This window comes from Verminephrobacter eiseniae EF01-2, from assembly GCF_000015565.1.
Classification (GTDB): Bacteria; Pseudomonadota; Gammaproteobacteria; order Burkholderiales; family Burkholderiaceae_C; genus Acidovorax; species Acidovorax eiseniae.
This window is the reverse complement of record NC_008786.1, coordinates 5220191-5243559: the sequence shown is the minus strand read 5'-3', so window position 1 is coordinate 5243559 and position 23369 is coordinate 5220191. Positions and strand designations below refer to the sequence as shown.

The following is a 23369-nucleotide window of genomic DNA, read 5'->3' as shown; positions in this document are numbered from 1 at the left end:
GGTCATATGCGGAAACAGGGCGTAGCTTTGAAATACGGTGTTCACCGGACGCTCGAACGGCAGTTTGCCAACCAGGGATGCGCCATCGAGCCGGATCTCTCCCCGGGTGGGCTGCTCGAAGCCGGCAATCAGGCGCAGCAAGGTCGTTTTGCCGCAGCCCGAAGGGCCTAGCAGGGTGAAGAATTCGTTCTCGAAAATGTCCAGCCCAACGTTGTCCAAAGCCTTGTCATTGGGCGCGCCGGGGTAGACCATGGTCACCTGGGCTACTCGAATCGCTACGGCAAGAGGGTTCATCGGATCATTGGCCTTTCCCAAACCATGGTGCGCACAGGGTGCGAGGGGCGATGGCCGCATGGCCGGCGCAGTGGCCGCGCGCCTTGGCCGCTGCTATCGATTCGATCAGCTGCCGGCGCACGACGCAGCCCCATGGCCACTTGACCCGGCGGTCTTCGGACAACGACGATTCGCGGCCCGAGGCCCGCAGTTTGGCTGGCAAACGCTTGTGCGCCGGCCGCCTGGGCGCACTGCGGCTTCGTTGGCCGGCCTCCCCGGCAGACGCCGGTTGCACCTGCACTTGGCTTGGCCCGGGCAGGCGCTCGATCGACCTGCCGCAGCGGGCTGTGTGTCGCGGTCAGAGGGTCTCGTCATGCCAAGGTCCCCAAGCCAGTTGCGTGCCAGTTCGAGGCCACGGCACCCGTCGGCACCATGGCCGCAATGATGGGCGCCAACCGTCCGGGGCGAGCGCCGAATCATCCAGGAGGGGACGGGCGGCCATCATCCAAACAGGGTTTCCGCTGGCCTGGACTCGTTTTCCGGCGCCTGGCGGCAACGGCACAACGGCAACGGGTCACTCCATCGCCTTGCCGATGTCCTCGACCACCTTCTTGGCGTCGCCAAAGACCATCATGGTCTTGTCCATGTAGAACAGCTCGTTGTCCAGGCCCGCATAGCCCGCCGCCATGGAGCGCTTGTTCACGATCACGGTCTTGGCCCGGTAGGCTTCCAGGATGGGCATGCCGTAGATCGGGCTGCCCTTGGTGTGCGCGGCCGGGTTCACCACGTCGTTGGCGCCCAGGATGATGGCGACATCGGCCTGGCCGAATTCGCCGTTGATGTCTTCCATCTCGAAGACCTGGTCATAGGGCACCTCGGCCTCGGCCAGCAGCACGTTCATGTGGCCTGGCATGCGGCCGGCCACCGGGTGGATCGCGTATTTCACGGTCACGCCCTTGCTGGTGAGCTTGGCCGCCAGTTCCTTGACGGCATGCTGGGCGCGCGCCACGGCCAGGCCATAGCCCGGCACGATGACCACGGTTTCGGCGTTGCCCAGCACGAAGGCAACATCGTCGGCGCTGCCGCTTTTGACGCTGCGCTGGCGCTGGTCGGCCGCTGCGACGGCCGTTGCGTCACCGCCGAAGCCGCCCAGGATCACGTTGAAGAACGAGCGGTTCATGGCCTTGCACATGATGTAGCTCAGGATCGCGCCGGAACTGCCCACCAGCGAGCCGGCAATGATCAGCATGGCATTGTTCAGCGAAAAACCGATGCCGGCCGCCGCCCAGCCCGAGTAGCTGTTGAGCATGGACACCACCACCGGCATGTCCGCGCCGCCAATCGGAATGATGATCAGCAGGCCGAGCACGAACGACAGCGCCAGCATCGCAAAAAAGGCCGCCCAGTTGCCGGTGAGCATGAACCCCAGGCCCAGGCCCAGCGTCGCCAGGCCCAGCCCCAGGTTCAGCAGGTGCTGGCCGGCAAACTGCACCGGCGCGCCCTGGAACAGCCGCAGCCGGTACTTGCCCGACAGCTTGCCGAAGGCGATCACCGAGCCGCTGAACGTGATGGCGCCGATGGCCGCCCCGAGGAATAGTTCGAGCCGGTTGCCGGCCGGTATCGGCTGGCCCTTGGCGACGATCTGGAAGGCCCAGGGCTCGGCCACGGCGGCGATGGCAATGAACACCGCCGCCAGGCCGATCATGCTGTGCATGAAGGCCACCAATTCGGGCATCTTGGTCATCTCGACCCGGTGGGCCATGACCGCGCCGGCGGCCCCGCCGAGCAGCAAGGCGGTGAGCAAGGCGGCCATGCCCTGGGTCTTGCCGGCGGACGCCCCGGACAATTGCACGATCAGCGCTGCCGTGGTCAGGATGGCAATGGCCATGCCGGCCATGCCGAAGAGGTTGCCCCGGATCGAGGTGGTGGGGTGGCTCAGCCCCTTGAGGGCCTGTATGAAGCAGACGCTGGCGACCAGATACAGCAGCGTGACCAGGTTCATGCTCATGTCCGGCCTCCTTCGGCCTGGGGCGCGGCCGGCTTGGCTTTCTTGCGGAACATCGCCAACATGCGCCGCGTGACCAGAAAGCCGCCGAAGACGTTGACTGCGGCCAGCGCCACGGCCAGCACGCCCATGCTCTGGCCCAGCAGGGTCTCGGTCAGGGCCGCAGCCAGCATGGCGCCGACGATGACGATGGCAGAAACGGCGTTGGTCAGCGCCATCAGCGGCGTGTGCAGGGCTGGGGTGACCGTCCACACGACGTGGTAGCCGACGTAGATGGCCAGCACAAAGATGATCAGGTTGATCAGGGTGGGAGAGACGGTGTCCATCGGGGGTCTTTCGTTGAGCGTTGCTGGCGCGCAGGTTGCATGGGGCAACCGCCGGCGTCGGTTCATGCGCGCCTGACCGCACCCTCGTGCGTCATCAGGCAGGCGGCAACGATGTCGTCCTGCAGGTCGATGTGCAGCGCGCCTTCGCGGTTGATGATGAGTTTGAGAAAGTCCAGCACATTGCGCGCATACAGCGCCGAGGCATCGGCTGCCACCAGCGCCGCGAGGTTGGTCGCGCCAACGATGGTCACGCCGTGTTGCACCACGGTCTTGTCGGCTTCCGACAGCGGGCAGTTGCCGCCCACGCCGCCGGGGCCCTTGCCGGCGGCGATGTCGACGATCACCGAACCCGGCTTCATGGACTTGACCATGTCTGCGGTGATGAGCGTCGGCGCGGCGCGGCCCGGAATGAGGGCGGTGCCGATGACGACATCGGCGAGCGCGACGCGCTTGGCGACTTCGGCCTGCTGGCGCGCGAGCCAGCTTGCCGGCATCGGCTTGGCATAGCCGCCGGCGCCGACGGCGGCCTGCTTTTCTTCATCGGTGTCGTAGGAGACCTCGATGAACTTGCCGCCGAGCGATTCGACCTGCTCCTTGACGCTCGGCCGCACGTCGGACGCCTCGATGACGGCGCCCAGGCGCTTGGCTGTGGCAATGGCCTGCAGGCCCGCCACGCCGACGCCGAGGATGACGACGCGCGCGGCCTTGACCGTGCCGGCCGCCGTCATCAGCATCGGGAAGAAGCGCTGGTAACGGTCGGCGGCAATCATCACGGCCTTGTAGCCGGCGATATTGGCCTGCGAGGACAGCACGTCCATGCTCTGCGCCCGCGTGGTGCGCGGGGCCGCTTCCAGCGCATAGGCCGTCACCCCCGCGCCGGCCAGCCGTTGCAGGCCCGCCGCATCGAGCGGATCGAGCATGCCCACCACCGTGGCGCCAGCGCGCAGCCGTGGTGTTTCGGCCGGCGAGGGGCTGCGCACCTTCAGCACCAGGTCCGCGCCCCAGGCGCCTGCGGCATCGGACAGTTCGGCCCCGGCCGCCGCATAAGCCGCATCGGGCACGCTCGCCGCCGTGCCGGCACCTGATTCGATACGCAGCGTATGGCCCTGGGCCTTGAGCTTTTTGACGGTTTCGGGCGTCGCAGCGACCCGGGTCTCTCCTGCGCTGGATTCCGCCGGCACACCAATCAGCATGTGATCTCCTCGATGGGGCAGTGAAATGGCTGGCCGCGAGCTTACCTGAAGAAATCCCGGGGGTTGCCGCCCTGGCCGGCGCCGGGCCGTGGCCCCATGGCCCGGAAATCAGTGCACCACCTGCGCCAAGGTGCCCGCAGCGTACTGGGCGGCCACCGCTTGCAGGCTGTGCCCCTTGATCCTGGCGCCCTGGCCTTCGCAGCCGAAATCGATGTAGCGCTGCCGGCACACCGCCTTGGCCGCTTCGCGGGCCGGCTTGAGCCACTCGCGGGCATCGAATTTGTCCGGGTTTTCGTGCAGGAATTGGCGCACCGCGCCGGTCATCGCCAGGCGGATATCGGTGTCGATATTGATCTTGCGCACGCCATGCCGTATGGCTTCCTGGATTTGCGCCACCGGCACGCCGTAGGTCTGTTTGATCTTGCCGCCGTACTGGTTGATGATGGCCAGCAGCGGCGCCGGCACCGACGAGGAGCCGTGCATCACCAGATGGGTGTTGGGGATGCGCTGGTGGATTTGCTTGACGCGGTCGATGGCCAGGATGTCAGCGCTGGGGATGCGGCTGAATTTGTAGGCGCCGTGGCTGGTGCCGATGGCAATTGCCAGCGCATCGAGCTGGGTGGCCTTGACGAAGCTGGCCGCCTCCTCGGGGTCGGTCAGCATCTGGCTGCGCTCGAGCCGGCCTTCGGCGCCGACCCCGTCTTCTTCGCCGGCAGCGCCGGTTTCCAGGTTGCCCAGGCAGCCGAGCTCGCCTTCGACGGTGACGCCCACCTGGTGCGCCATCTGTACCACTTGGCGCGTCACGGCGACGTTGTATTCAAACGTGGCCGGGGTCTTGCCATCTTCCAGCAGCGAGCCGTCCATCATCACCGAGCCAAAACCCAGATCGATGGCGCCCTGGCAGACCTGCGGCGATGCGCCATGGTCCTGGTGCATCACCAGCGGAATATGCGGATAGGCTTCGGCGGCGGCCAGGATCAGATGCTTGATGAACGACGCGCCAGCGTATTTGCGCGCACCGGCGCTGGCTTGCAGGATCACCGGGGCGCCGACTTCATCGGCTGCGGCGACCACGGCCTGGACCTGTTCCAGGTTGTTGACGTTGAAGGCCGGAATGCCATAGCCGTTGCTGGCAGCATGGTCGAGCAGTTCGCGCATCGAAACGAGGGGCATGGTCGAGACTCCGTTCAAGGTCGGGACAAGGTCGGCAAAGGGGCTGCGGGCCAGCCGCGCTGGTGGTAACCGGTTGGTAACCGGCAATTCTAGCCGGGGGCGGCGACCGGTATCGGCCCCTGCGGCCGATGACCAGGGCCGGAACCCATGAGGAGTGAAAACGTCGATCTGTTGCGGCAACCGGGCGCCCGAAAAGTACGACCCGATGCCGGGCGTGATGGAAACGTCGCCCGTCTCGAAGAACTACGCGGGCGGCTTCGGCACCGACCTGATGCCCAAGGACCCGGGACTGGCGCAGGAGAACGCGCCGGCCGTTCGCGCCGCCACGCCGCTCGGTGGCCTGGCGCGCAGCCTAGTGTCGCGTCACCGATCATCTGTCGGTCTGCGCTGGCCATCGAAGCGCATCGCGGCGTTGCATCGCTTGCCAATACGCTCGGTATGGGCTGCGCGATGCGCCTTGCGCTGCGCTCCGATGGCTGCGCGCAGCCTACGACATCTGATCGGTGACGCGACACTAGCGGGCCATGGTGCGCTGGACTTCTCCAGCGTGCTGAAGCGGGTGCAAAAAGCCGGTGGAAGGCCGCTGGACCTGATCTGGTCCGGCCTGACCGGTCAGGCCGACCCGGCCTCCGCCTGCAGGTCGATGGCCCACGGCGGGCCGGCCGTCTTGCAGTAGCTCCCCACCACCTGCCGGATGATGGTGCCGATCGCCGCCACGGCGGGCGACGATTCCCGGGGCCGCGTCACCGTCACGACCAGCGCAGGCAGGGCGGGCCCCTCGCAGAGCTTCAGGTCGCCGGCCTCGATCTCGCGCTGCACGAAGATCGGCGGAATCGCCGCCACGCCGAAGCCTTCCTTGACGAGCTGCACGATCGACTGCACCGACGGGAAACTACAGATGCGCGGTTCCGTCTCGCGGCCCGCGAACAGCGCGCGCACATGCGCATGCGGGCTGGAGGTGCGCACATAGGTCAGCACCGGAATGCGCTCCAGGTCCTCCAGCGTCAGCATGTCCTGCGTGCGCCACACATCGGGCCGCGCGATCCAGCGGATCGGAAAGCGCGACAGCGGCGTCACTTCGAGTTCCACATTGCCGGCTGCTTCTTCGACCGGGTCGTTCTGGATCAAGAGGTCGAGCTTGTGCTGGCGGAACTGCTCGCGCAGGTTGCGCGCCGGCTCGACGGTGATGTCCGGGTCCACCGCCGGAAAGCGGCGCGTGAGCCCGTGGATCAGCGGCGTGAGCCAGGTGTGGACCACGGTCTCGATCACGCCGATGCGCACGCGCCCGGCGGGCGGCGCATCGGGTTGCGTCGCGCGCTTGAGCTCGCGTTCCAGCGCCAGCATGCGCTCGGCCTGCCGCACCACCTGCTCGCCGACGGGCGTGAGGGTCAGGGTGCGATGGGAGCGGTCCACAAGGAAAACCCCTAGCTCGTCTTCCAGCGCCGCGATGCGCTGCGATGCGGCCGCCTGCGTGGTGTGCAGCACCTGCGCCGTCTCGCGAAAGCTCTTCAGGCGGGAAAGGACGACCAGCGTCTCCAGAAAGCGTGTGTTCATCGGTCCGTCGGTGTTCGGTGCAAGGCGGTTCTTAAAAAAATCTTATCGAGGGCGCGAACAATTTCTGAGTCGACGCCACCGGCGTGCCGTGATTTCATCGCCCTTCATTGACATTGACATTGACATTGACATTGACATCGATGCTGTGCCGGCAGGCAAGTCCTGCACCGGCACAAAAGCATGACATCGAGAGGTACGCAATGGAATGGGTGGATACGGGCAGTGCCATGCAGGCGCCCGACGCAACGTTCGCAGACACCCGGGAGGCGCGGCAGGCCATCCGCGCCGGCCGCTGGCGCCGCCACACGAGCGGCCTCGCGCCGGCATACGTGCAGGGCAACCTGGTGATCCTGCCCGTGGACCTGGCCTCGGACTTCATGCGCTTTTGCCAGAGCAACCCGAAGCCGTGCCCGCTGCTGGCGGTCGGCCAGGCCGGCGACCCGGCGCTGCCCACGCTGGGGCGCGACATCGACATCCGCACCGACGTGCCCGCCTACCGCGTCTACCGCGATGGCGTGCTGGTGGGCGAGGTGGACGACCTGAAGGCGCTGTGGCGCGACGATTTCGTGGCCTTCGTGCTGGGCTGCTCGTTCTCGTTCGAGCACGGCCTCATCGAGGCGGGCATTCCGCTGCGCCATGTGGACGAAGGCAAGAACGTGGCCATGTACAGGACGAACATCCAGACCGTGCCGGCCGGCCCCTTCCACGGGCCGATGGTGGTGTCGATGCGCCCGATGAAGGCGGCCGACGCCATTCGCGCGGTGCAGATCACCGCGCGCGTACCCCAGGTGCACGGCGCGCCGGTGCACATCGGCGACCCCGCGCTCATCGGCATTGCCGACATCACTCAGCCCGACTTCGGCGATGCGGTGCGTATCGCGCCCGACGAACTGCCCGTGTTCTGGGCCTGCGGCGTGACGCCGCAGGCGGTGGTGATGGCCGCGAAACCCGCGCTGTGCATCACGCACTCGCCGGGCTACATGCTGATCACCGACATGCTCAACCGCGACCTCCCGTTCGCCTGAGCGCCCCCGGTTTTTCCACACTTTTTTTCATCACCCGGAGGATTTCCACCATGTGGCTGCAGGAAACCAAACCCCAGGAGCGCCGGACGCTGGTCGCGGCCTTTGCCGGCTACGGCGTCGATGCGTTCGACTACATGATCTACACCTTCATGATCCCCACGCTGATCCTGGTGTGGGGCATGACGAAGACCGAGGCCGGCTACATCGCGACCGGCGCGCTGGTCACCTCGGCCATCGGCGGCTGGCTCGCGGGCATCCTGGCCGACAGATACGGCCGCGTGCGCATCCTGCAGCTCACGGTGCTGTGGTTCAGCTTCTTCACCTTCCTGAGCGGCTTCACGCAGTCGCCCGAGCAGCTTTTCGTCACGCGCGCGCTGCAGGGCCTGGGCTTCGGTGGTGAATGGTCGGTGGGCTCGGTGCTCATTGCCGAGATGATCCAGGCGCGCCACCGCGGCAAGGCCGTGGGGCTGGTGCAGAGCAGTTGGGCGGTGGGCTGGGGCGTCTCGGCCATCGCGTTCTGGGCCGTGTATGCCTTGCTGGAGCCGGCGCTCGCCTGGCGCGTGCTGTTCTGGATCGGCGTGCTGCCGGCGCTGTTGATCCTCTACATCCGCCGCAACATCAGCGACCCCGAGGTCTATCACCAGACCCGTGCGCGCATGGCGCAGGAGGGAGACAAGGGCAACTTCCTGGAGATCTTCTCGCCCCAGTTGCTCAAGACCACGATCCTCGCGGGCCTGCTGGCCACCGGCATGCAGGGCGGCTACTACGCGGTGACCACCTGGCTGCCGACCTACCTGAAGATGGAGCGCAACCTCTCGGTGTTCAACACCAGCGGCTACCTGCTGGTGCTGATCCTCGGCTCCTTCGTGGGCTACCTCACGAGCGCGTGGCTCTCGGACAAGCTGGGTCGCCGCCGCTGCTTCATGCTGTTCGCGCTGTGCGCCGGGTTGCTGGTGATTGCGTACACGCAGATCCCGATCACCGACGGGATGATGCTGGTGCTCGGCTTTCCGCTCGGCTTCTTTCTCTCGGGCATTTTCTCGGGCATGGGGGCCTATCTGAGCGAGCTGTTTCCCAGCCGCGTGCGCGGTTCGGGCCAGGGCTTTTGCTACAACTTCGGCCGCGCCGTCGGCTCGATCTGCCCGGCGCTCATCGGCTACATGAGCACCTCGATGCCGCTGGGCATTGCCATCGGCTACATGGCGGCGGGTGGCTACCTGCTGGTGATCGTCGCTTCGCTGCTGCTGCCCGAAACGGGCGGGCTCGAGCTCTCGTCGGAGGACTGAAATGCATCATGGGCCATCGCATCGACTACGCCAAGGTTGCGCCCGATGTCTACAAGGCCTTCGGCGGGGCGTACGTCGCCGTCCGGAAAAGCGGCCTGCCCAAGCAACGGGTCGATCTCGTCTGCCTGCGGGTGTCGCAGATCGACGGCTGCGCCCACTGCATCGACATGCGCTCTCGATGCGCACCCTGTCGATGCGCACCCTGCCGATGGGCACGGGCTACGCGGTCTGGACCGGCATCGGCGCAGCCGGCACCGCGATCGTGGGCATGGTGGTGCCGGGCGACTCGGCCGCGCCGATGCGGCTGCCGTGCATCGCGCTCATCCCGGCGGGCGTGATCGGGTTCAAACGGGTCACGTCCGACGGATGAAGGGGCGGGGCGGGCATCGGCGCGCGCCATAATCTGGCGCCATGCATGTCCTTCGATCCCTGTGCTTCCTGCGCCGACTCGCGCTGGCATGGTTCATGGCCTCGCTGCTGGTCGCGGGGGCTTCGCCTCTCGTGAACCCGCAGGCGATGGAGCTGGTGTGTTCCGCCTCCGGCAGCGTCAAGCTCATCGTGCAGGGCGACGATGGCTCCTCCGGGATGGGCATGGCGGCCATGGACTGTCCGCTGTGCGTGGTCTCCACGCCGCCGCCCGCCGCCACGCAGGTGAAACTGCCCACGCCGCTGCCGTTGGGCCGCGCGCTGCAATCGATTCCCGCTGCCCGCATCGCGGCAGCCACGGCCTCGCCGCTGCCGGCGCGCGGGCCGCCCGCGCTCTCCTGAACTCCCGCTTTTCCTCCACCTGACGTGCCACGCGGCACGCGGTGGGTCTTCGGTCGTTTTGCGGCCGGCGCAGCGTTGTCGCCCCCTGTCGGGCTTGCGCACGCCGCCGCCAGAGAGATTCCATGTCCCGTATTCCTTCCGCCCCCACGCTGGGGCTCGCGGCCCTGTTCGGCGCCGCCTGCGCGCCCGGTTTCGCGATCGCGCAAGAAGCTGGTGCGGCCGCCCGGTCGCTGCCGCAGGTCGAAGTGACCGACGACGCGCCCAGTCCCAACGGCCGGCTCGACCTCGACACCCCCTCCGACACCGCGAGCCGCCTGGGCCTCACGCCGCGCGAGACGCCGGCCTCGGTCACCGTGGTGGACCGTTCGGTCATCGACGCGCGCGGCGCGCAGAACACGCAGGAGATTCTGCGCGCCATTCCCGGTGTGACCGCGCACGACGCGCCGGGCAACATCGGCGTGAGCTACCGCGGCTTCGGCGCCGGCTCGATCGGCCAGATGTTCAACGGCATCAACGTGCAGTATTCGATTGCCGCGCGGCCGGTGGACAGTTGGATCTACGACCGCGTCGAGGCCATCGGCGGGCCTTCGAGCTTCCTCTTCGGTTCGGGCGCGCTGGGCGGCTCGATCAACTACATCACCAAGACGCCCGAACGCAGCGACTTCGCCGAAGCGCGGCTGCGCCTGGGCACGCAGCACCTGCGGGAAGCCTCTTTCGGGCTGAACCGCCGCGTGGCCGGCGATGGGGGCGCGGGCAGCCACTACGCGCGCATCGACGTGAACCACCGCGATGCCAACGGCTGGACCGACGGCACCGGCAGACGTTCCACACAGCTCGCGGCCTCGCTGCTCTCGGACCTGGGCGGGGGCCTCAGGCACACGCTGGCCTACGAGTTCCAGGACGAGAACGTCGCCCGGCCCTACTGGGGCACGCCCGCGCTCAACCCGGTGGCCGGCACGATGCGTATCGACCCCGGCATCCGCTTCAAGAACTTCAACAGCAGCGACGCGATCTATGCGCAGCGCGTGCAGTGGCTGCGCTCGGTCACCGAATGGCAGGCCACCGATGCGTTGCAGTGGAAGAACACCTTCTATGCCTACGACGCACTGCGCGACTACCGCAACGTCGAGCGCTACCGCTACGACCCGGGCAACACTGCGGTGATCCGCTCGGGCGCGTTGCTGCAGCGGCACGACCAGGACATGTGGGGCAACCGCATCGAGGGTCTCTACAAGGGCCGGCTCGGCAGCGCGAAGAGCGACTGGTCTTTCGGCCTGGACTTCAGCGTGAATCGGCAGACGCGCTTTCCCAACAGCCTTCCGGGCACGGTGAGCACGGTGGACCCGTATGCCTTCGTCACCGAGCGCTTCTTCGAGGTGACGGGCATGGTGCCGGGCTTGCGTCCCGACCGCGACAACAGGGTGCGGACCACGGCGTTCTATCTGGAGAACCGCACCGCACTGACGCCTTCGCTGCACCTGGTCACGGCACTGCGCCATGAGCGCATCGACCTGGACCTGGTGAACCGCCGCACGGTGGATGCGGCGAACCCCGCCACCTTCCACCGCGGCTACAAGCCCACGACCGGTCGCATCGGGCTGGTGCGGGACGTGGCGCCGGGCGCGAGCCTGTATGCGCAATACGCCACGGCAGCCGACCCGCCATCGGGCGTGCTGTCCACCGCATCGTTCGCCGACGTGCGCAACAACAGCGAGCTCACCACCGGCCGGCAGGTGGAGATCGGCACCAAGCTCGATTTCTGGCAGGGCAAGGGCACGGCCACGCTCGCGGCCTACGGCATCCGCCGCCAGAACATCGCGACGCAGGACCCGAACGACAGCGCGCTCACCGTGCTCGTGGGCGAGCAGTCGTCCCGGGGCGTGGAACTGGCGCTGGGCCTGCGGCCGACGCGGCAATGGTCGCTGCAGGGCAACCTCACGTCCGTCGATGCGCGCTACGAGCGCTTCATGCGGGGCGGCGTGTCGCTCGCGGGCCGCACGCCGACCAACACGCCGGCCATGGTCGCGAACCTCTGGGTGTCGTATGCGTTCACGCCCCGCCTGGAAGCCAGCCTGGGCGTGCGGCATGTGAGCAAGGTCTACGCCGATGCGGAGAACACCGCGAGCTGGCCGGGCTACACGCTGCTGGACCTCGGGCTGGGCTGGAAGGTCAGCAAGGCCGTCACCGTGGTCGGCCGCATCCGCAACGCGACGGACCGCATCCACGCGGTGCACGTCGGCAGCGCCACCGCCTACCTCGGTGCGCCGCGCACGGCGGATGTCTCGCTGTGCGTGGCGTTCTGAGTAACGGAGAGATGCCATGCATGCCAAACGCTGGTTGTTCCTGATCCACCGCTGGCTCGGCGTGGTCCTCTGCGCCTTCTTCGCGATGTGGTTCGTCTCGGGCGTGGTGATGATGTACGTGGGCTACCCGAAGCTCACCGAGGCCGAGCGGCTGCAGCACCTGCCGCCGCTCGACGCAGCAGCGCCCTTGCTGGGGCCGCGCCAGGCGCTCGATGCCGCCGGCATCGCCGGACCCCTGAGCGAGCTGCGGCTGGCAGCGGCCAGCGGCGCGCGCGCGGTGTATCTGGCGCTGCCTGCACGCAAGGCCGAGGCCGGCCGGCGCCGCCCGCCGCCGGGCAGCGGCACGGTGGTGATCGATGCCGAAACCGGCGCCGTGCTGCGCGCCGTGGACCGCGCCCGCGTGCTCGCGAGTGCGCAGGCCTATGCAGGGGCGGGCGTGCCGATCGACTACCACGGCGCCATCGGCGAAGACGCCTTCACCCATTCCCGCAGGCTCGACGGCCATCGCCCGTTGCATGTGGCCGACCTCGGTGATGCACAGGCCACGCGGCTCTACGTGTCGGGCAAGACCGGCGAGGTGGTGCGCGATGCGCCACGCGCCGAGCGGCTTTGGAACTACGCGGGCGCGTGGATCCACTGGCTGTACCCGCTGCGCGGCACCGCGCTGGACCGCTACTGGGCGGACATCGTCAACGGGCTCTCCATCGCCGGCATCGCGGTCACGTTGACCGGCACGGTGGTGGGCGTGCTGCGCTGGCGCTTCCGGCGCACCTATCGCAGCGGTTCGCACTCGCCGTACCAGGGCTTCGTGATGCGCTGGCATCACATCACCGGGTTGCTCTTCGCGCTGGTGACGCTGACGTGGATTTTCAGCGGGCTGATGTCGATGAACCCATGGCGCGTGTTCGACAGCGGCGCGCCGGCGCTGCGCACCGATGCGATGAACGGCGGAGCGCTCGTCGTCGCCGCAGGGGACGCGACGCCCGCTGCGCTGCTGGCCTCCACCGGCGCCGGCGTGCGCGAACTGCGCTGGGTGCGCGTTGCCGGGCAGACGCTGGTGCTTGCGAGCACGGGCACTGGCCGGCCCTTGGTGCGCGATGCGCAGAGCGCCCGGCCGCACCTGTCCGACCCTGCCGTGCTGCGCGCCGCAGTCGCCCGCCTGCTGCCCGATGCGATCGAGCGTATCGACATCCTCGCCGCCTACGACAGCCACTACTACACCCGTGGGCCGCACACCATGACGGGCGACACCGATAAGCCCTTGCCCGTCTGGCGCGTGGTGTTCGCCGACGCGCATGCCACCTGGGTGCATGTCGATCCGCACACCGGCGCGGTGATCGGCCGCTCGGACGACATGCGGCGCCTGCGCCGCTGGCTGTTCGCGATGCTGCACAGCTGGGACTGGCTGCCGCTGCTCGACCGCCGCCCGGTGTGGGACATGCTGCTCGTGACGCTGAGTCTCGGCGGCGCGCTGCTGAGCCTGACCGGCGTGGTGATCGGCTGGCGGCGCCTGGGCGGCAAGCTCAGGGCGTCGGCGCGCAAGACGCCAGCGCCTCGGCGACCCGCAGCGCAGAGCCGAAGGCCAGCGTGAAACCCAGCGCGCCGTGGCCGGTGTTGAACAGCATGTTCGACGGTGCGCGCGCCAGCCGCCCGATGATCGGCAGGCCCCTGGGCGTGGCGGGCCGCATGCCGGTCCACGGGTGCAGTTCTTCGAGCCGGCCCGCATGCGGGAACAGGGCGCGCGTGGCGGCTGCCAGCGTCGCGATGCGTGTCGCCGGAATGCCCGCGTCGTGCCCCACCAGTTCGGCCATGCCCGCCACGCGCAGGCGTGAGCCGATGCGCGCGAACACCACCTTGCGGGCGCTGTCGGTCACGTTCACGGTCGGCGCCGCGCCGGGCGAGGGATCGACCGCCACCGTGATGCTGTAGCCCTTGAGCGGGTACACCGGCAGATACGCGCCCAGCGCGCGGCCGAGCTTGTGCGAGGCCGAACCCAGCGCCATCACGAAGGCATCGGCCTCGATGTCGCCCTGGCTCGTGTGCACCGCCGCGATGCGATGGCCATTGCGCGCGAAGCCGTGCACGTCGGTACCGGGCAGGAAACGCACGCCGCGTGCTTCGAGCGAACGCATCAGCTCGGCGCACACCTTCAGGCAGTCGGCCGCGCATTCGCTCGGTGTGTAGACCGCACCGGCCATCTGGCTGCGGTAGCTCGCGAGCGCGGGTTCGATGGCGATGCACTCGTCGGGCGCGACGATGCGCTGCTGGCTGCCCATGGTGCGCTGCAGTTCGAGCTGCGCACGCGCGCCCGCGAGCGCAGCCGCGCTCGCGTACAGCACCAGCTTGCCGGTGGCCGAGAAGTCGCAGTCGGGCGCGATGTCGGCCTGCATCGCCTCGAACTCGGTGCGGCTCGACGCGGCCAGCGCCAGCAGCTTCGCCGTGGTGTCGCGCGAAGTCTGCGCATTGCAGGCCGCGAGAAACGCCATGCCCCAGCGCCACTGCAGCGGATCGAGCTGCGGGCGCAGCTTGAGCGGGGAGGTGGGCGAGAGCAGCAGCTTGGGCAACTGCTTCCAGATCGACGGATCGGCCAGCGGCTGCACATACGAGTAGCTCAGTTGCGCGCCGTTGCCGCCGCTCGCGCCGGCGCCGGGCGCCGCGCGGTCGATCACCGTGACCTGGTGGCCCCGGCGTTCGAGCTGCCAGGCGGTGGCCAGGCCCACGATGCCGGCACCGAGCACACACACATGCATGAAGGCAACTTTCCGGGAGTGGAGACAAACAAGGGATTGCCTGCGACTGTAGGCTAGTGTCGCCCCGCACCACCCAAAAATGCCAAAAGAACCCCCGCCCATCACCTTTGGGCATGACCCCGGGGTCATTTGGTTATTTGGAATTGTCGCGATGCGTCGTTCCTTCTTACACTGGCCGCCTGTTCAATCCAACCGAATGAAGGCTCGAATGAAACGCTCCGTCCTGATGGCATCCATGGCTGCTGCGGTGCTCTTCAGCGCCACCGGCGCGCAAGCCGCCGACACGCTCGCCAAGATCGCCGAGTCCGGCAAGATCACGCTCGCCTACCGCGAGTCGTCGGTGCCCTTCAGCTACCTGGACGGCGCCAACAAGCCGATCGGGTTCTCGGTGGAACTCTCCAACGCCGTGGTCGAAGCGGTGAAGAAGAAGTTGAACAAACCCAACCTGCAGGTCGCGCTGATGCCCGTCACTTCGCAGAACCGCATTCCGCTGCTCACCAACGGCACCGTCGATCTGGAGTGCGGCTCCACCACCAACAACAGCGCGCGCGGCAAGGACGTGGCCTTCGCGGTCAATCACTTCTATACCGGCACGCGGCTCTTGGCGAAGAAGTCCTCCAAGATCAAGGACTACGCCGACCTCGCCAAGAAGACCGTGGCCAGCACCACCGGCACCACCAACGCGCAGGTCATGCGCAAGTACAACGCCGACAAGAATCTTGGCATGGACATCGTGCTCGGCAAGGACCACGCCGACGCCTTCCTGCTGGTCGAGAGCGACCGCGTCGTCGCCTTCGCGATGGACGACATCCTGCTGTTCGGCCTGATCGCCAACTCGAAAAACCCGGCCGACTACGAAGTGGTGGGCGAGTCGCTGCAGGTCGAGCCCTACGCCTGCATGCTGCCCAAGGACGACCCGGCCTTCAAGAAACTGGTGGACGACACCTTCATCGACATGATGAAAAGCGGCGAGTTCGAGAAGCTCTACGCCAAGTGGTTCATGCAGCCGATCCCGCCGAAGAACGTGCCGCTGAACCTGCCGATGAACGATCAGTTGAAAGAGAACCTCAAGGCCTTCAGCGACAAGCCGGCGACCTGATCCGGTTCGCGCAAAGAGAAAAGACATGGCCGCAGCGACACGGGTCGTCGGCATCCTCGGGGGCATGGGCCCCGCGGCGGGCGCCGACTTCGTCCGGCTCTTCGTGCAGGCCTGCGCGCAGCAGATGCGCGCGCGCGGCGAGCCGGTGCGCGACCAGTCCTTTCCCGAGCACTGGCTCGCGCAGGTGCCGGTGCCCGATCGCACCGGCGCGCTGGTCTCCGACGTGAGCGGCGCGCACCAGCCGCTGGAGCCGATGCTGCAGGCGCTGGGCCGGCTGGCCGCGCTCGGCAGCCGCGCCGTGGCCATCGCCTGCAACACCGCGCATGCCTGGCACGCCAACCTGCAGGAGCGCTTTCCGCAGGTCGAACTGCTGCACATCGCGCGCGAGACCGCGCAGTCGTTGGCCGCGCAGGGTGCGACCGAGGTGGCGCTGATGGCCACCGAAGGCACCTACCGCGTGCGTCTCTACGAACAGGCGCTGGCCGAAGCCGGCCTCGGCTGCCACGTACCGTTGGCCGACGAGCGCCAGACCATCATGCGCGGCATCTTCGACGGCGTGAAGGCCGGCAACATGCCGCTGGCCGGGCAGTGCTTCTCCGAGGTCGCGTTGCGGCTGGCCGAGCGCCACGGGTCCGTCACCATCATCATGGGCTGCACCGAGGTGCCGCTGGGGCTGCAGGGCTCGGCTGCGATGGCCGGGCTGAGCCTGGTCGATCCCGCGCAGGTGCTGGCGGCCGCGCTGGCCCGTCGCGCCTACGGGGCATAGAGCGCGCAAGGGCCGGCGCGGCCCCGATGCCACTGAAATCCCGGTCACAGAGGCCGGACGCCGATTGCGCCTGCCATCTGCTGCACCGCCATGGCTGGAGAAAGCCCGCTCCCGACAAGCGTCATCCGCAAAGCGACCCATTGGCTCAACAGGAGTGGGGGAAAAACGCTCCGAAACGCGCCACGATATCCACCAAGATTGGGCGCAAGGCAAAACCATCGGGCTGATGTTCCAAGACGAGGCGCGCTTTGGCCGAAAGCCCGGATATGCGCAAATGCTGGGTGCCCAAGCCATGACACCCAATTGGCCAAGGCCTGTCGACGCACGAATACACCTACGCCTATGGCGCAGTGGATGTCTGTACGGGCGAACCCGATAGCCTGATTGGAATATGATTATCCAGCCTCGCCCTTATTCAGTTCCCCCAGCAAATGCGCCAGAAAGATTTCCGCAATGCGCGGCAAAGTGCGTCCCGACAGGGTTTGCACCTCGACGTAACGGCCATTCAACACCCGGTCGCGGATTGGCACCATGGTCAGTTCGCCTCTGGCGATGCGGTAGCGCACGGTCACTTCGCCGGTGATCGAGAGTGCGTCGCCTTCCAGCAGATAATTGTGCAGCGTCTGGATATAGTTGCTGGTCAGGGCTGGCTCGAACAGCAATTGCTGGTGGCTGCATGCCAAATCAAACAACTGCCGCAGCGTGGTATCCGGGTCGGGCAGCGCCAGCGGGTAGGGGTGCAATTGTGACAGCGCAACGCTCTTGAATTTGCTCAGCGGATGGCCGTTGCGCATCAAGAGCAAGACCGGTGCCGGTTTTTGGTACACGATCTTGATAAAGGGTTCGGGCAGTCGGTTGAAAGTCACGCCGATGTCGGCATTGCCGTCGCGCACATGGCGCGATACCAGCGCCGGCGGGCCGACATAGACCTGAAACTGAATCGCCGGATACTGCTGCTGAAAAGCGCGAATCAGGCGCGGCACGAAGTCCACGCCGAGTCCCTCCGACGCCGCCACGCGAACACGCCCCCTGCGCAAGCCCTTCAAGGCCAGCAAGTCGGCCACCACGCGATCGGACTCCAGCATTACCTTTTGCGCATGCGCTGCCAGCATCTCGCCGCCGACGCTCAGCACCATGCCGCGCGGTCGCCGCTCGAACAGCACCGTGTCGAGCAATCCCTCCAGGCTGCTGATCTGGCGGCTGATGGCCGAACTGGCGACATTCAGGCGCTGCGAGGCGGCGGCGATGGAACCGCTGCGCACCACTTCCAGAAAATAGCGCAAGGCGATGTCTTGCAGGTATTCGGATTTCATGTCTGGCCTTTGCAAGCAGTGTGAAGCTGGCGCCGTGACGGTTGCGCGGCGGTTGATTCAGCGCAGCCCTGAAAACCCTGCCTTCTCATTTTGGCAATGCAGGCATAGGAATTCTGTAATTGTAGTGTTGCCAGGTTCGGCCTAGTATCCATTCACGCAGCACCCAGGCATGCCGCCACTGCGATGCCGTTTTCTCTCCAACCATTTTTGATGGAAGCTCTGGAATGAACGCAAATCTCATGACGAAGGTCGCCCATCGGTTCTGGCTGAGGATGCTGCCGCAGGGCATGGCGTGCTGCGCCTTGCTGCCGGCCTTCGTGCCGGCGCCTGCGTTGGCGGGCAAGGCCAATGACACGCTGGTGTATGCCTCTGACAGCGAGGCGCCCAACATCAGCCAGTACCACAATAACGTGCGCGAAGGCGTGATTCTGGCGCACCTGATCTGGGATACGCTGGTCTGGCGCGACCCCCGCACCGGCGACTACAAGCCGCAGTTGGCCAGCGCCTGGAAGTGGGAGTCGCCGACGGCGCTGGTGATGGACTTGCGCCAGGGTGTGCAATTCCAGAATGGCGATCCGTTCACGGCGGAGGATGTTGCCTTCACCTTCAACTATGCGGTGTCGAGCGAATCCAGGGTCATCACACGGCAAAACGTCGATTGGATCAAGAGCGTCGACAAACTCGGCGACTACAAGGTGCGCATCAACCTCAAGCAGCCCTTTCCGGCTGCGCTGGAATACCTGGCCGGTCCCTTGCCGATTTATCCCGGCGCGTATTTCAGGAAAGTCGGCCTGGAAGGATTCGCCAAGGCGCCGATCGGCACCGGCCCTTACAAGGTCGTCAGCGTGACGCCGGGGCGAGGCGTGAGCATGGTCAGGAACGGCAATTATTTCAAGGACAGTCCGCAAGGCCAGCCGAAGATTGGCAATATCAAATTTGTCGTCATTCCCGACCCTGAAACACGCTCGGCACAACTGATGACCGGCGCGATCGACTGGATTTGGCGCGTGCCCGCCGATCAGGCCGAGTCGCTCAAGAGCACGCCCGGGATCACCGTGCAAAGCGGCGAAACCATGCGCGTCGGTTTTCTGGTGATCGATGCGGCGGGCAACTCCTCGCCCCATTCGCCGTTCAAGGATGTGCGTGTGCGCCAGGCGGTCAACCATGCGATCAACCGCCAGGGTATCGCCGACAATCTGGTGCGCGGCGGCAGCAAGCCGGTCTACACCGCCTGTTTCCGCACCCAGTTCGGTTGCGATGACAAGGTGGTGGTCCACTATGACTACAACCCCGCCAAGGCGAAAGAGTTATTGCGCGCCGCTGGTTACGCCAACGGTTTCGACACCGATTTGTATGCCTATCGCGAGCGCGAGTTCGCCGAAGCCATCGTCGGCGATTTGCACAAGGTGGGCATTCGCGCACGGCTGCATTACATGAAGCACGATGCGATGCAGGTCGAGTACCGCGGCGGCAAGGCGCCGATGACGTTTTATGCCTGGGGCTCGTACTCGATCAATGACACGTCCGCCTTTACCGGCGTGTATTTCAAGGGCAGCAGCGACGACATCGTCAAGGACCCGCAACTGCGCCAATGGCTGGAAACGGCCGACACCTCGACCGACCCTGCCGTGCGCAAAACGAATTACGCCAAGGCATTGGCGTTGATTTCCCGGCAGGCTTATCTGGCGCCGATGTTTTCTTATTCCACTTACTACGCCCATAGCTCGGCGCTCAGGTTTCAGGGATATCCCGACGAGTTGCCGCGTTTTCATGAGGCCAGTTGGAAGTAGCGCCACAGTGCGCCAGTGAAGGCCATCGCCATGCTGATCCATATCCTGCATCGTCTGGCGATTGCCTTGTGCGTTGCCGTGACGGTTTCCATCGTCAGCTTTTTGCTGCTGCACCTGTCGGGCGATCTGGCCACGGCGATTGCCGGGTCGGAGGCCAGCGCTGCCCAGGTGGAGGCGATTCGCGTGCAGCTTGGCCTGGACCGTCCCATGCTGTCGCAATACCTCGACTGGCTTGGCCGGGCCGTGCAGCTCGATTTCGGCAGATCCTTTTACTTCCAGGCCGATGTCATGCAATTGATTGCCGAGCGGCTGCCCATTACCATGAAGCTCGGCAGTATCGCCTTGCTGCTGGCGACGGTGGTGGCGATTCCGCTGGGCGTGCTGGCGGCAATTTACCGCGATACCTGGCTGGACCGCATTGCCCTGGCGCTTGCCGTGGTGGGGCAGGCCATGCCGAGTTTCTGGTTTGGGCTTGGCCTGATTCTGATTTTTTCCGTCACCTTGCACTGGCTGCCGGTGGCCGGCAATGAGCGCTGGGAAAATTTCGTCCTGCCGGCCATCGCGCTGGCTTATTACGCCATGCCCGCCATGATGCGCTTGACGCGCGCCGGCATGCTCGAAGTGCTCGGCTCCGATTACATCCGCACCGCCCGCGCCAAGGGCCTCGCAAAAAACAAAGTCATCTTCAAGCATGCGCTGCGCAATGCGGTGATTCCCGTGGTGGCTTTGGCGGCGGTGGAACTGGGCTTCATGCTCGGCGGCTCGGTCGTGATCGAATCGGTCTACTCCATGCAAGGGCTGGGGCAACTGGCCTGGGACGCCATCTCGCGCAACGATTATCCGGTGGTGCAGGCCGTGGTGCTGATCATTGCGATGTTTTATATCGGCCTGACTTTCCTGGCCGATGTCATCAACGCGCTGCTCGACCCGCGCATTCGCATCCGTTAAAGCACCCGTTAAATAATGACGCCATGTCCGCCAACCTGAGCATTCCGCAACTCCTGCCCATGCCGGCACCGCTGTGGCGCCGCAAGCTCCGCCGCCTGCTCGGCCATCGCGGTCTGATGCTGGGTGGCGCCATCCTCGCGCTCATCGTGCTGGCGGCGATTTTTGCGCCGCTGCTGGCCACGCATGATCCCTTCGATCAAAACGTCGCGCAGCGCCTGATTCCGCCCATCTGGCATGCGCAAGGCAGTTGGGAGCATGTGCTCGGCACCGACAAGCTGGGGCGCGATTATCTGAGCCGCCTGATCTACGGCGCGCGCGTGTCGCTGATCATCGGCGCTGCCGCAGCGCTGATCTCCGGCCTGATCGGCACCACGCTCGGCGTGCTGGCCGGCTACTTCGGCGGCCGTGTCGATGCGCTGATCAGCTACCTCATCACGACACGGCTGTCGATGCCGGTGGTGCTGGTGGCAATGGCGATGGCCTCGCTGGTGGGCGGCTCGATCGAGGTGGTGATCACCCTGCTCGGCCTGCTGCTGTGGGACCGCTTCGCCGTCGTCACGCGCGCGGCCACGCAACAACTGCGCGATGCCGAATTCATCGCCGCCGCCAAAGCCATCGGCGCCTCCACACCCTACATCCTGGTGCGCGAAGTCCTGCCCAACATCATGGGCGCGTTGATGGTGGTGATCACGCTGGAAATGGCGCACGCGATTTTGCTGGAAGCCACCTTGTCCTTCCTGGGCCTCGGCGTGCAGCCGCCCACGCCGTCATGGGGGCTGATGGTCGCGGAGGGCAAGTCCTACATGTTCTTCAAGCCCTGGATCATCGTCATCCCCGGCCTGGCATTGGCCATGCTGGTGCTGGCCATCAACCTGGTCGGCGATGGTCTGCGCGACATCGACGCCCCTGATGGCCGTCACTGATGCGGTCCCCGGACAGGAACATGCGATGAGCGTATTACTCGATGTGAAAAACCTGCGCGTCGATCTGCCGACCGAAAACGGCATGCTGCATGCGGTGCGCGGCATCGACTTCCAGGTCCGGCGCGGCGAGATGCTGTGCCTGGTGGGCGAGTCCGGCTGCGGCAAATCGATGACCTCGCTGGCGCTGATGGGCTTGCTGCCGCGCCAGGCCGTCTGCACCGCCGAGCGCATGCGTTTCGACGGCATCGACTTGCCGGGCCTGCCGGAAAAACAGTGGAACAAGCTGCGCGGCCGGCGCATGGCGATGATCTTTCAGGAACCGATGACCTCGCTCAACCCCGCCTACACGCTCGGCAACCAGTTGTGCGAGGCGATGCTGGAACTGCCCGGCGTCACCCGCGCCGAAGCCCGCGAGCGCGCCATCTACCTGCTGCATCGCACCGGCATGGACCATGCCGAAGACCGCTTGCGCCAATACCCGCACCAACTCTCCGGCGGCTTGCGCCAGCGCGTGATGATCGCCATGGCGCTGATGTGCGGCCCCGACCTGATCATCGCCGACGAACCGACCACGGCGCTGGATGTCACCATACAGGCGCAAATCCTGCGCATGATGCGCGACTTGCAACGCGAGTTCGGCAGCGCCGTCATATTCATCACGCACGACCTGGGCGTGGTGGCGCGCATCGCCGATCGTGTCATCGTGATGTATGCCGGGCAGGTGGTGGAAAGCGCCGACGTTGCGCCACTGTTCGCCGCGCCCCGGCACCCCTATACGCGCGGCCTGCTCAACTGCCTCCCGGTGCGCGGCAAGACGCCGCCGGGAAGCCGGCTGCAAGCCATTGCCGGCGTGGTGCCGAACCTGGTTGGCGCGCTCGGCGGCTGCACCTTCCGCAACCGCTGCCCACTGGCACACGACGCCTGCGGGCAGGAGCCTGCCATGATCGACACCTCCCCCGCCAGGCCGCACCAGGTGCGCTGCCACAAGGCCGTGCCGAGCGAGGTGCGCGCATGAACGCCGCCCCCATCGCACTGGAGCTGTGCGCACTGAGCAAGGTCTACACGCTCGAGCGCGGCATGTTCAAGCCTGCGGCTGAAATCAGGGCCGTCAATGCGGTGTCGCTGCGCTTGCACCGCGGCCAGACGCTGGGGCTGGTGGGCGAATCCGGCTGCGGCAAGAGCACCCTGGCCAGGATGCTGCTGGGCTTGCTGGAACCGAGCGCCGGCCATGTGCTGGTCAACGGCCAGCAAGTCGGCCCGGCGCGGCGCAAGGAGAATGCGCGCTGCATCCAGCCCATCTTTCAGGATCCGTATTCCTCGCTCAACCCGCGCAAGACCGTCGCCGACATCGTTGGCCTGCCGCTCAAACTGCACCGCATCGGCAACTCCGCGCAGCAAACCAGGTCGGTGCGCAGGATGCTCGATCTGGTCGGCATGCCGCAGCGCACCGACAGCCACTACCCGAACCAGCTTTCCGGCGGCCAGCGCCAGCGCGTGGCGATTGCGCGCGCACTGATCTTGCAGCCGGAGATTCTGGTGTGCGACGAGCCGACCTCATCGCTGGACGTTTCGGTGCAGGCGCAAATCCTGAATCTGCTGCTGGACCTGAAAGCCGAATTCGGCCTGGCCTACCTTTTCATCAGCCACGATCTCGGCGTGGTCGAGCATCTGGCCGATCAGGTCGCCGTCATGCACAAGGGCAGCATCGTCGAGCTGGAAAGCCGCGAAAGGATTTTCTGCAACGCCCAACACCCCTACACCCGCATGTTGCTGGCCTCGGCGCTCACGCCTGAACCGGGGTTGGGGATTCCAGAGCTTGCCGCCAGCGAGTGAGCGCACCCGACAGCCAGCCTCTTGCAAAACCAAGGAGAAAC

At 66.4% G+C, this 23369-nt stretch carries 20 protein-coding genes and 4 pseudogenes; 16 read left to right on the top strand and 8 right to left on the bottom strand.

The window, feature by feature from the left end; all coding sequences use genetic code 11:
• Positions 1-33: 33 nt before the first annotated feature.
• From VEIS_RS31285 to fba, 5 genes and pseudogenes are all read right to left on the bottom strand, one after another.
• Positions 34-252: pseudogene (locus VEIS_RS31285) on the bottom strand (ATP-binding cassette domain-containing protein); the annotation flags it as partial.
• Positions 253-847: 595 nt separating this feature from the next.
• Positions 848-2281 (bottom strand): NAD(P)(+) transhydrogenase (Re/Si-specific) subunit beta, encoded by a 1434-nt coding sequence (locus VEIS_RS23005; protein WP_011812423.1) that lies wholly within the window; start codon positions 2279-2281, stop codon positions 848-850.
• Positions 2278-2604, bottom strand: coding sequence for an NAD(P) transhydrogenase subunit alpha (locus VEIS_RS23000; RefSeq protein ID WP_041950299.1), 327 nt, complete (start codon positions 2602-2604; stop codon positions 2278-2280). Before VEIS_RS23000 ends, VEIS_RS23005 begins: the two co-directional genes overlap by 4 nt.
• A gap of 62 nt (positions 2605-2666) precedes the next feature.
• Positions 2667-3797, bottom strand: a complete 1131-nt coding sequence (locus VEIS_RS22995; RefSeq protein ID WP_011812421.1) for a Re/Si-specific NAD(P)(+) transhydrogenase subunit alpha — start codon at positions 3795-3797, stop codon at positions 2667-2669.
• Positions 3798-3905: 108 nt separating this feature from the next.
• The gene (gene fba, locus VEIS_RS22990; RefSeq protein WP_011812420.1) at positions 3906-4970 is read right to left on the bottom strand and encodes a class II fructose-bisphosphate aldolase; all 1065 of its coding nucleotides are present in this window, start codon (positions 4968-4970) and stop codon (positions 3906-3908) included.
• A 175-nt stretch (positions 4971-5145) separates the two neighbouring features.
• On the opposite strand from fba, the pseudogene VEIS_RS30940 reads away from it, so the two are divergent.
• Positions 5146-5646, top strand: a pseudogene (locus tag VEIS_RS30940) (hypothetical protein); the annotation flags it as partial.
• On the opposite strand, the gene VEIS_RS22985 reads toward VEIS_RS30940, so the two are convergent.
• Positions 5583-6524 (bottom strand): LysR family transcriptional regulator, encoded by a 942-nt coding sequence (locus VEIS_RS22985; RefSeq protein WP_011812418.1) that lies wholly within the window; start codon positions 6522-6524, stop codon positions 5583-5585. The pseudogene VEIS_RS30940 and the gene VEIS_RS22985 overlap by 64 nt on opposite strands.
• 227 nt (positions 6525-6751) lie before the next feature.
• On the opposite strand from VEIS_RS22985, the gene VEIS_RS22980 reads away from it, so the two are divergent.
• The 7 genes and pseudogenes from VEIS_RS22980 (at position 6752) to VEIS_RS22955 (ending at position 13497) form a co-directional block, all read left to right on the top strand.
• Positions 6752-7549, top strand: a complete 798-nt coding sequence (locus VEIS_RS22980) for a putative hydro-lyase (protein WP_041951211.1) — start codon at positions 6752-6754, stop codon at positions 7547-7549.
• Positions 7550-7599: 50 nt separating this feature from the next.
• Positions 7600-8835: an MFS transporter gene (locus tag VEIS_RS22975; RefSeq protein WP_011812416.1), complete on the top strand. Its 1236-nt coding sequence runs from the start codon at positions 7600-7602 to the stop codon at positions 8833-8835.
• 8 nt (positions 8836-8843) lie between these two features.
• Positions 8844-9014 (top strand): annotated as a pseudogene (locus VEIS_RS30935) (carboxymuconolactone decarboxylase family protein); the annotation flags it as partial.
• Positions 9015-9022: 8 nt separating this feature from the next.
• A pseudogene (locus tag VEIS_RS30930) lies at positions 9023-9205 on the top strand (DMT family transporter); the annotation flags it as partial.
• 41 nt (positions 9206-9246) lie between these two features.
• On the top strand, positions 9247-9603 hold the full coding sequence (locus tag VEIS_RS22965) for a DUF2946 family protein (protein WP_011812414.1): 357 nt from the start codon (positions 9247-9249) through the stop codon (positions 9601-9603).
• A gap of 122 nt (positions 9604-9725) precedes the next feature.
• The gene (locus VEIS_RS22960; protein WP_011812413.1) at positions 9726-11906 is read left to right on the top strand and encodes a TonB-dependent receptor; all 2181 of its coding nucleotides are present in this window, start codon (positions 9726-9728) and stop codon (positions 11904-11906) included.
• 16 nt (positions 11907-11922) lie between these two features.
• Complete coding sequence (locus VEIS_RS22955) at positions 11923-13497, top strand: PepSY domain-containing protein (RefSeq protein WP_011812412.1); 1575 nt, start codon at positions 11923-11925, stop codon at positions 13495-13497.
• Here the strand turns inward: VEIS_RS22955 and VEIS_RS22950 are convergent.
• Entirely contained in the window at positions 13430-14656 is a 1227-nt protein-coding gene (locus tag VEIS_RS22950) for a D-amino acid dehydrogenase (RefSeq protein ID WP_011812411.1), read from the bottom strand. The two genes, VEIS_RS22955 and VEIS_RS22950, sit on opposite strands and share 68 nt — an antisense overlap.
• Positions 14657-14864: 208 nt before the next feature.
• Here VEIS_RS22950 and VEIS_RS22945 point away from each other — a divergent pair, with 208 nt between their 5' ends.
• The 3 genes from VEIS_RS22945 to VEIS_RS31770 are packed head-to-tail and all read left to right on the top strand — an operon-like array spanning position 14865 to position 16748.
• Positions 14865-15755 carry a transporter substrate-binding domain-containing protein gene (locus VEIS_RS22945; RefSeq protein ID WP_011812410.1) on the top strand — a complete coding sequence of 297 codons (891 nt, stop codon included), beginning with the start codon at positions 14865-14867 and terminating at the stop codon, positions 15753-15755.
• A 25-nt stretch (positions 15756-15780) separates the two neighbouring features.
• Positions 15781-16521, top strand: a complete 741-nt coding sequence (locus VEIS_RS22940; RefSeq protein ID WP_011812409.1) for an aspartate/glutamate racemase family protein — start codon at positions 15781-15783, stop codon at positions 16519-16521.
• A gap of 26 nt (positions 16522-16547) precedes the next feature.
• Complete coding sequence (locus tag VEIS_RS31770) at positions 16548-16748, top strand: winged helix-turn-helix domain-containing protein (RefSeq protein ID WP_157048645.1); 201 nt, start codon at positions 16548-16550, stop codon at positions 16746-16748.
• 168 nt (positions 16749-16916) lie between these two features.
• On the opposite strand, the gene VEIS_RS22935 is transcribed toward VEIS_RS31770, so the two are convergent.
• A complete protein-coding gene (locus VEIS_RS22935; RefSeq protein WP_011812408.1) occupies positions 16917-17834 on the bottom strand; it encodes a LysR family transcriptional regulator in 918 nt (305 codons plus the stop codon).
• A 272-nt stretch (positions 17835-18106) separates the two neighbouring features.
• Between VEIS_RS22935 and VEIS_RS22930 the strand changes: the two genes are divergently transcribed.
• Genes VEIS_RS22930 through VEIS_RS22910 form a run of 5 tightly spaced genes read left to right on the top strand, consistent with a single transcriptional unit; the run spans position 18107 to position 23328 of the window.
• Entirely contained in the window at positions 18107-19624 is a 1518-nt protein-coding gene (locus VEIS_RS22930; protein ID WP_041951209.1) for an ABC transporter substrate-binding protein, read from the top strand.
• 30 nt (positions 19625-19654) lie between these two features.
• Entirely contained in the window at positions 19655-20572 is a 918-nt protein-coding gene (locus VEIS_RS22925; protein ID WP_011812406.1) for an ABC transporter permease, read from the top strand.
• A 23-nt stretch (positions 20573-20595) separates the two neighbouring features.
• Positions 20596-21495, top strand: a complete 900-nt coding sequence (locus VEIS_RS22920; protein WP_011812405.1) for an ABC transporter permease — start codon at positions 20596-20598, stop codon at positions 21493-21495.
• Between the two features lie 25 nt (positions 21496-21520).
• Positions 21521-22510 (top strand): ABC transporter ATP-binding protein, encoded by a 990-nt coding sequence (locus VEIS_RS22915; RefSeq protein ID WP_011812404.1) that lies wholly within the window; start codon positions 21521-21523, stop codon positions 22508-22510.
• Complete coding sequence (locus VEIS_RS22910; RefSeq protein ID WP_011812403.1) at positions 22507-23328, top strand: ATP-binding cassette domain-containing protein; 822 nt, start codon at positions 22507-22509, stop codon at positions 23326-23328. Before VEIS_RS22915 ends, VEIS_RS22910 begins: the two co-directional genes overlap by 4 nt.
• The last annotated feature ends 41 nt before the right edge of the window (positions 23329-23369 follow it).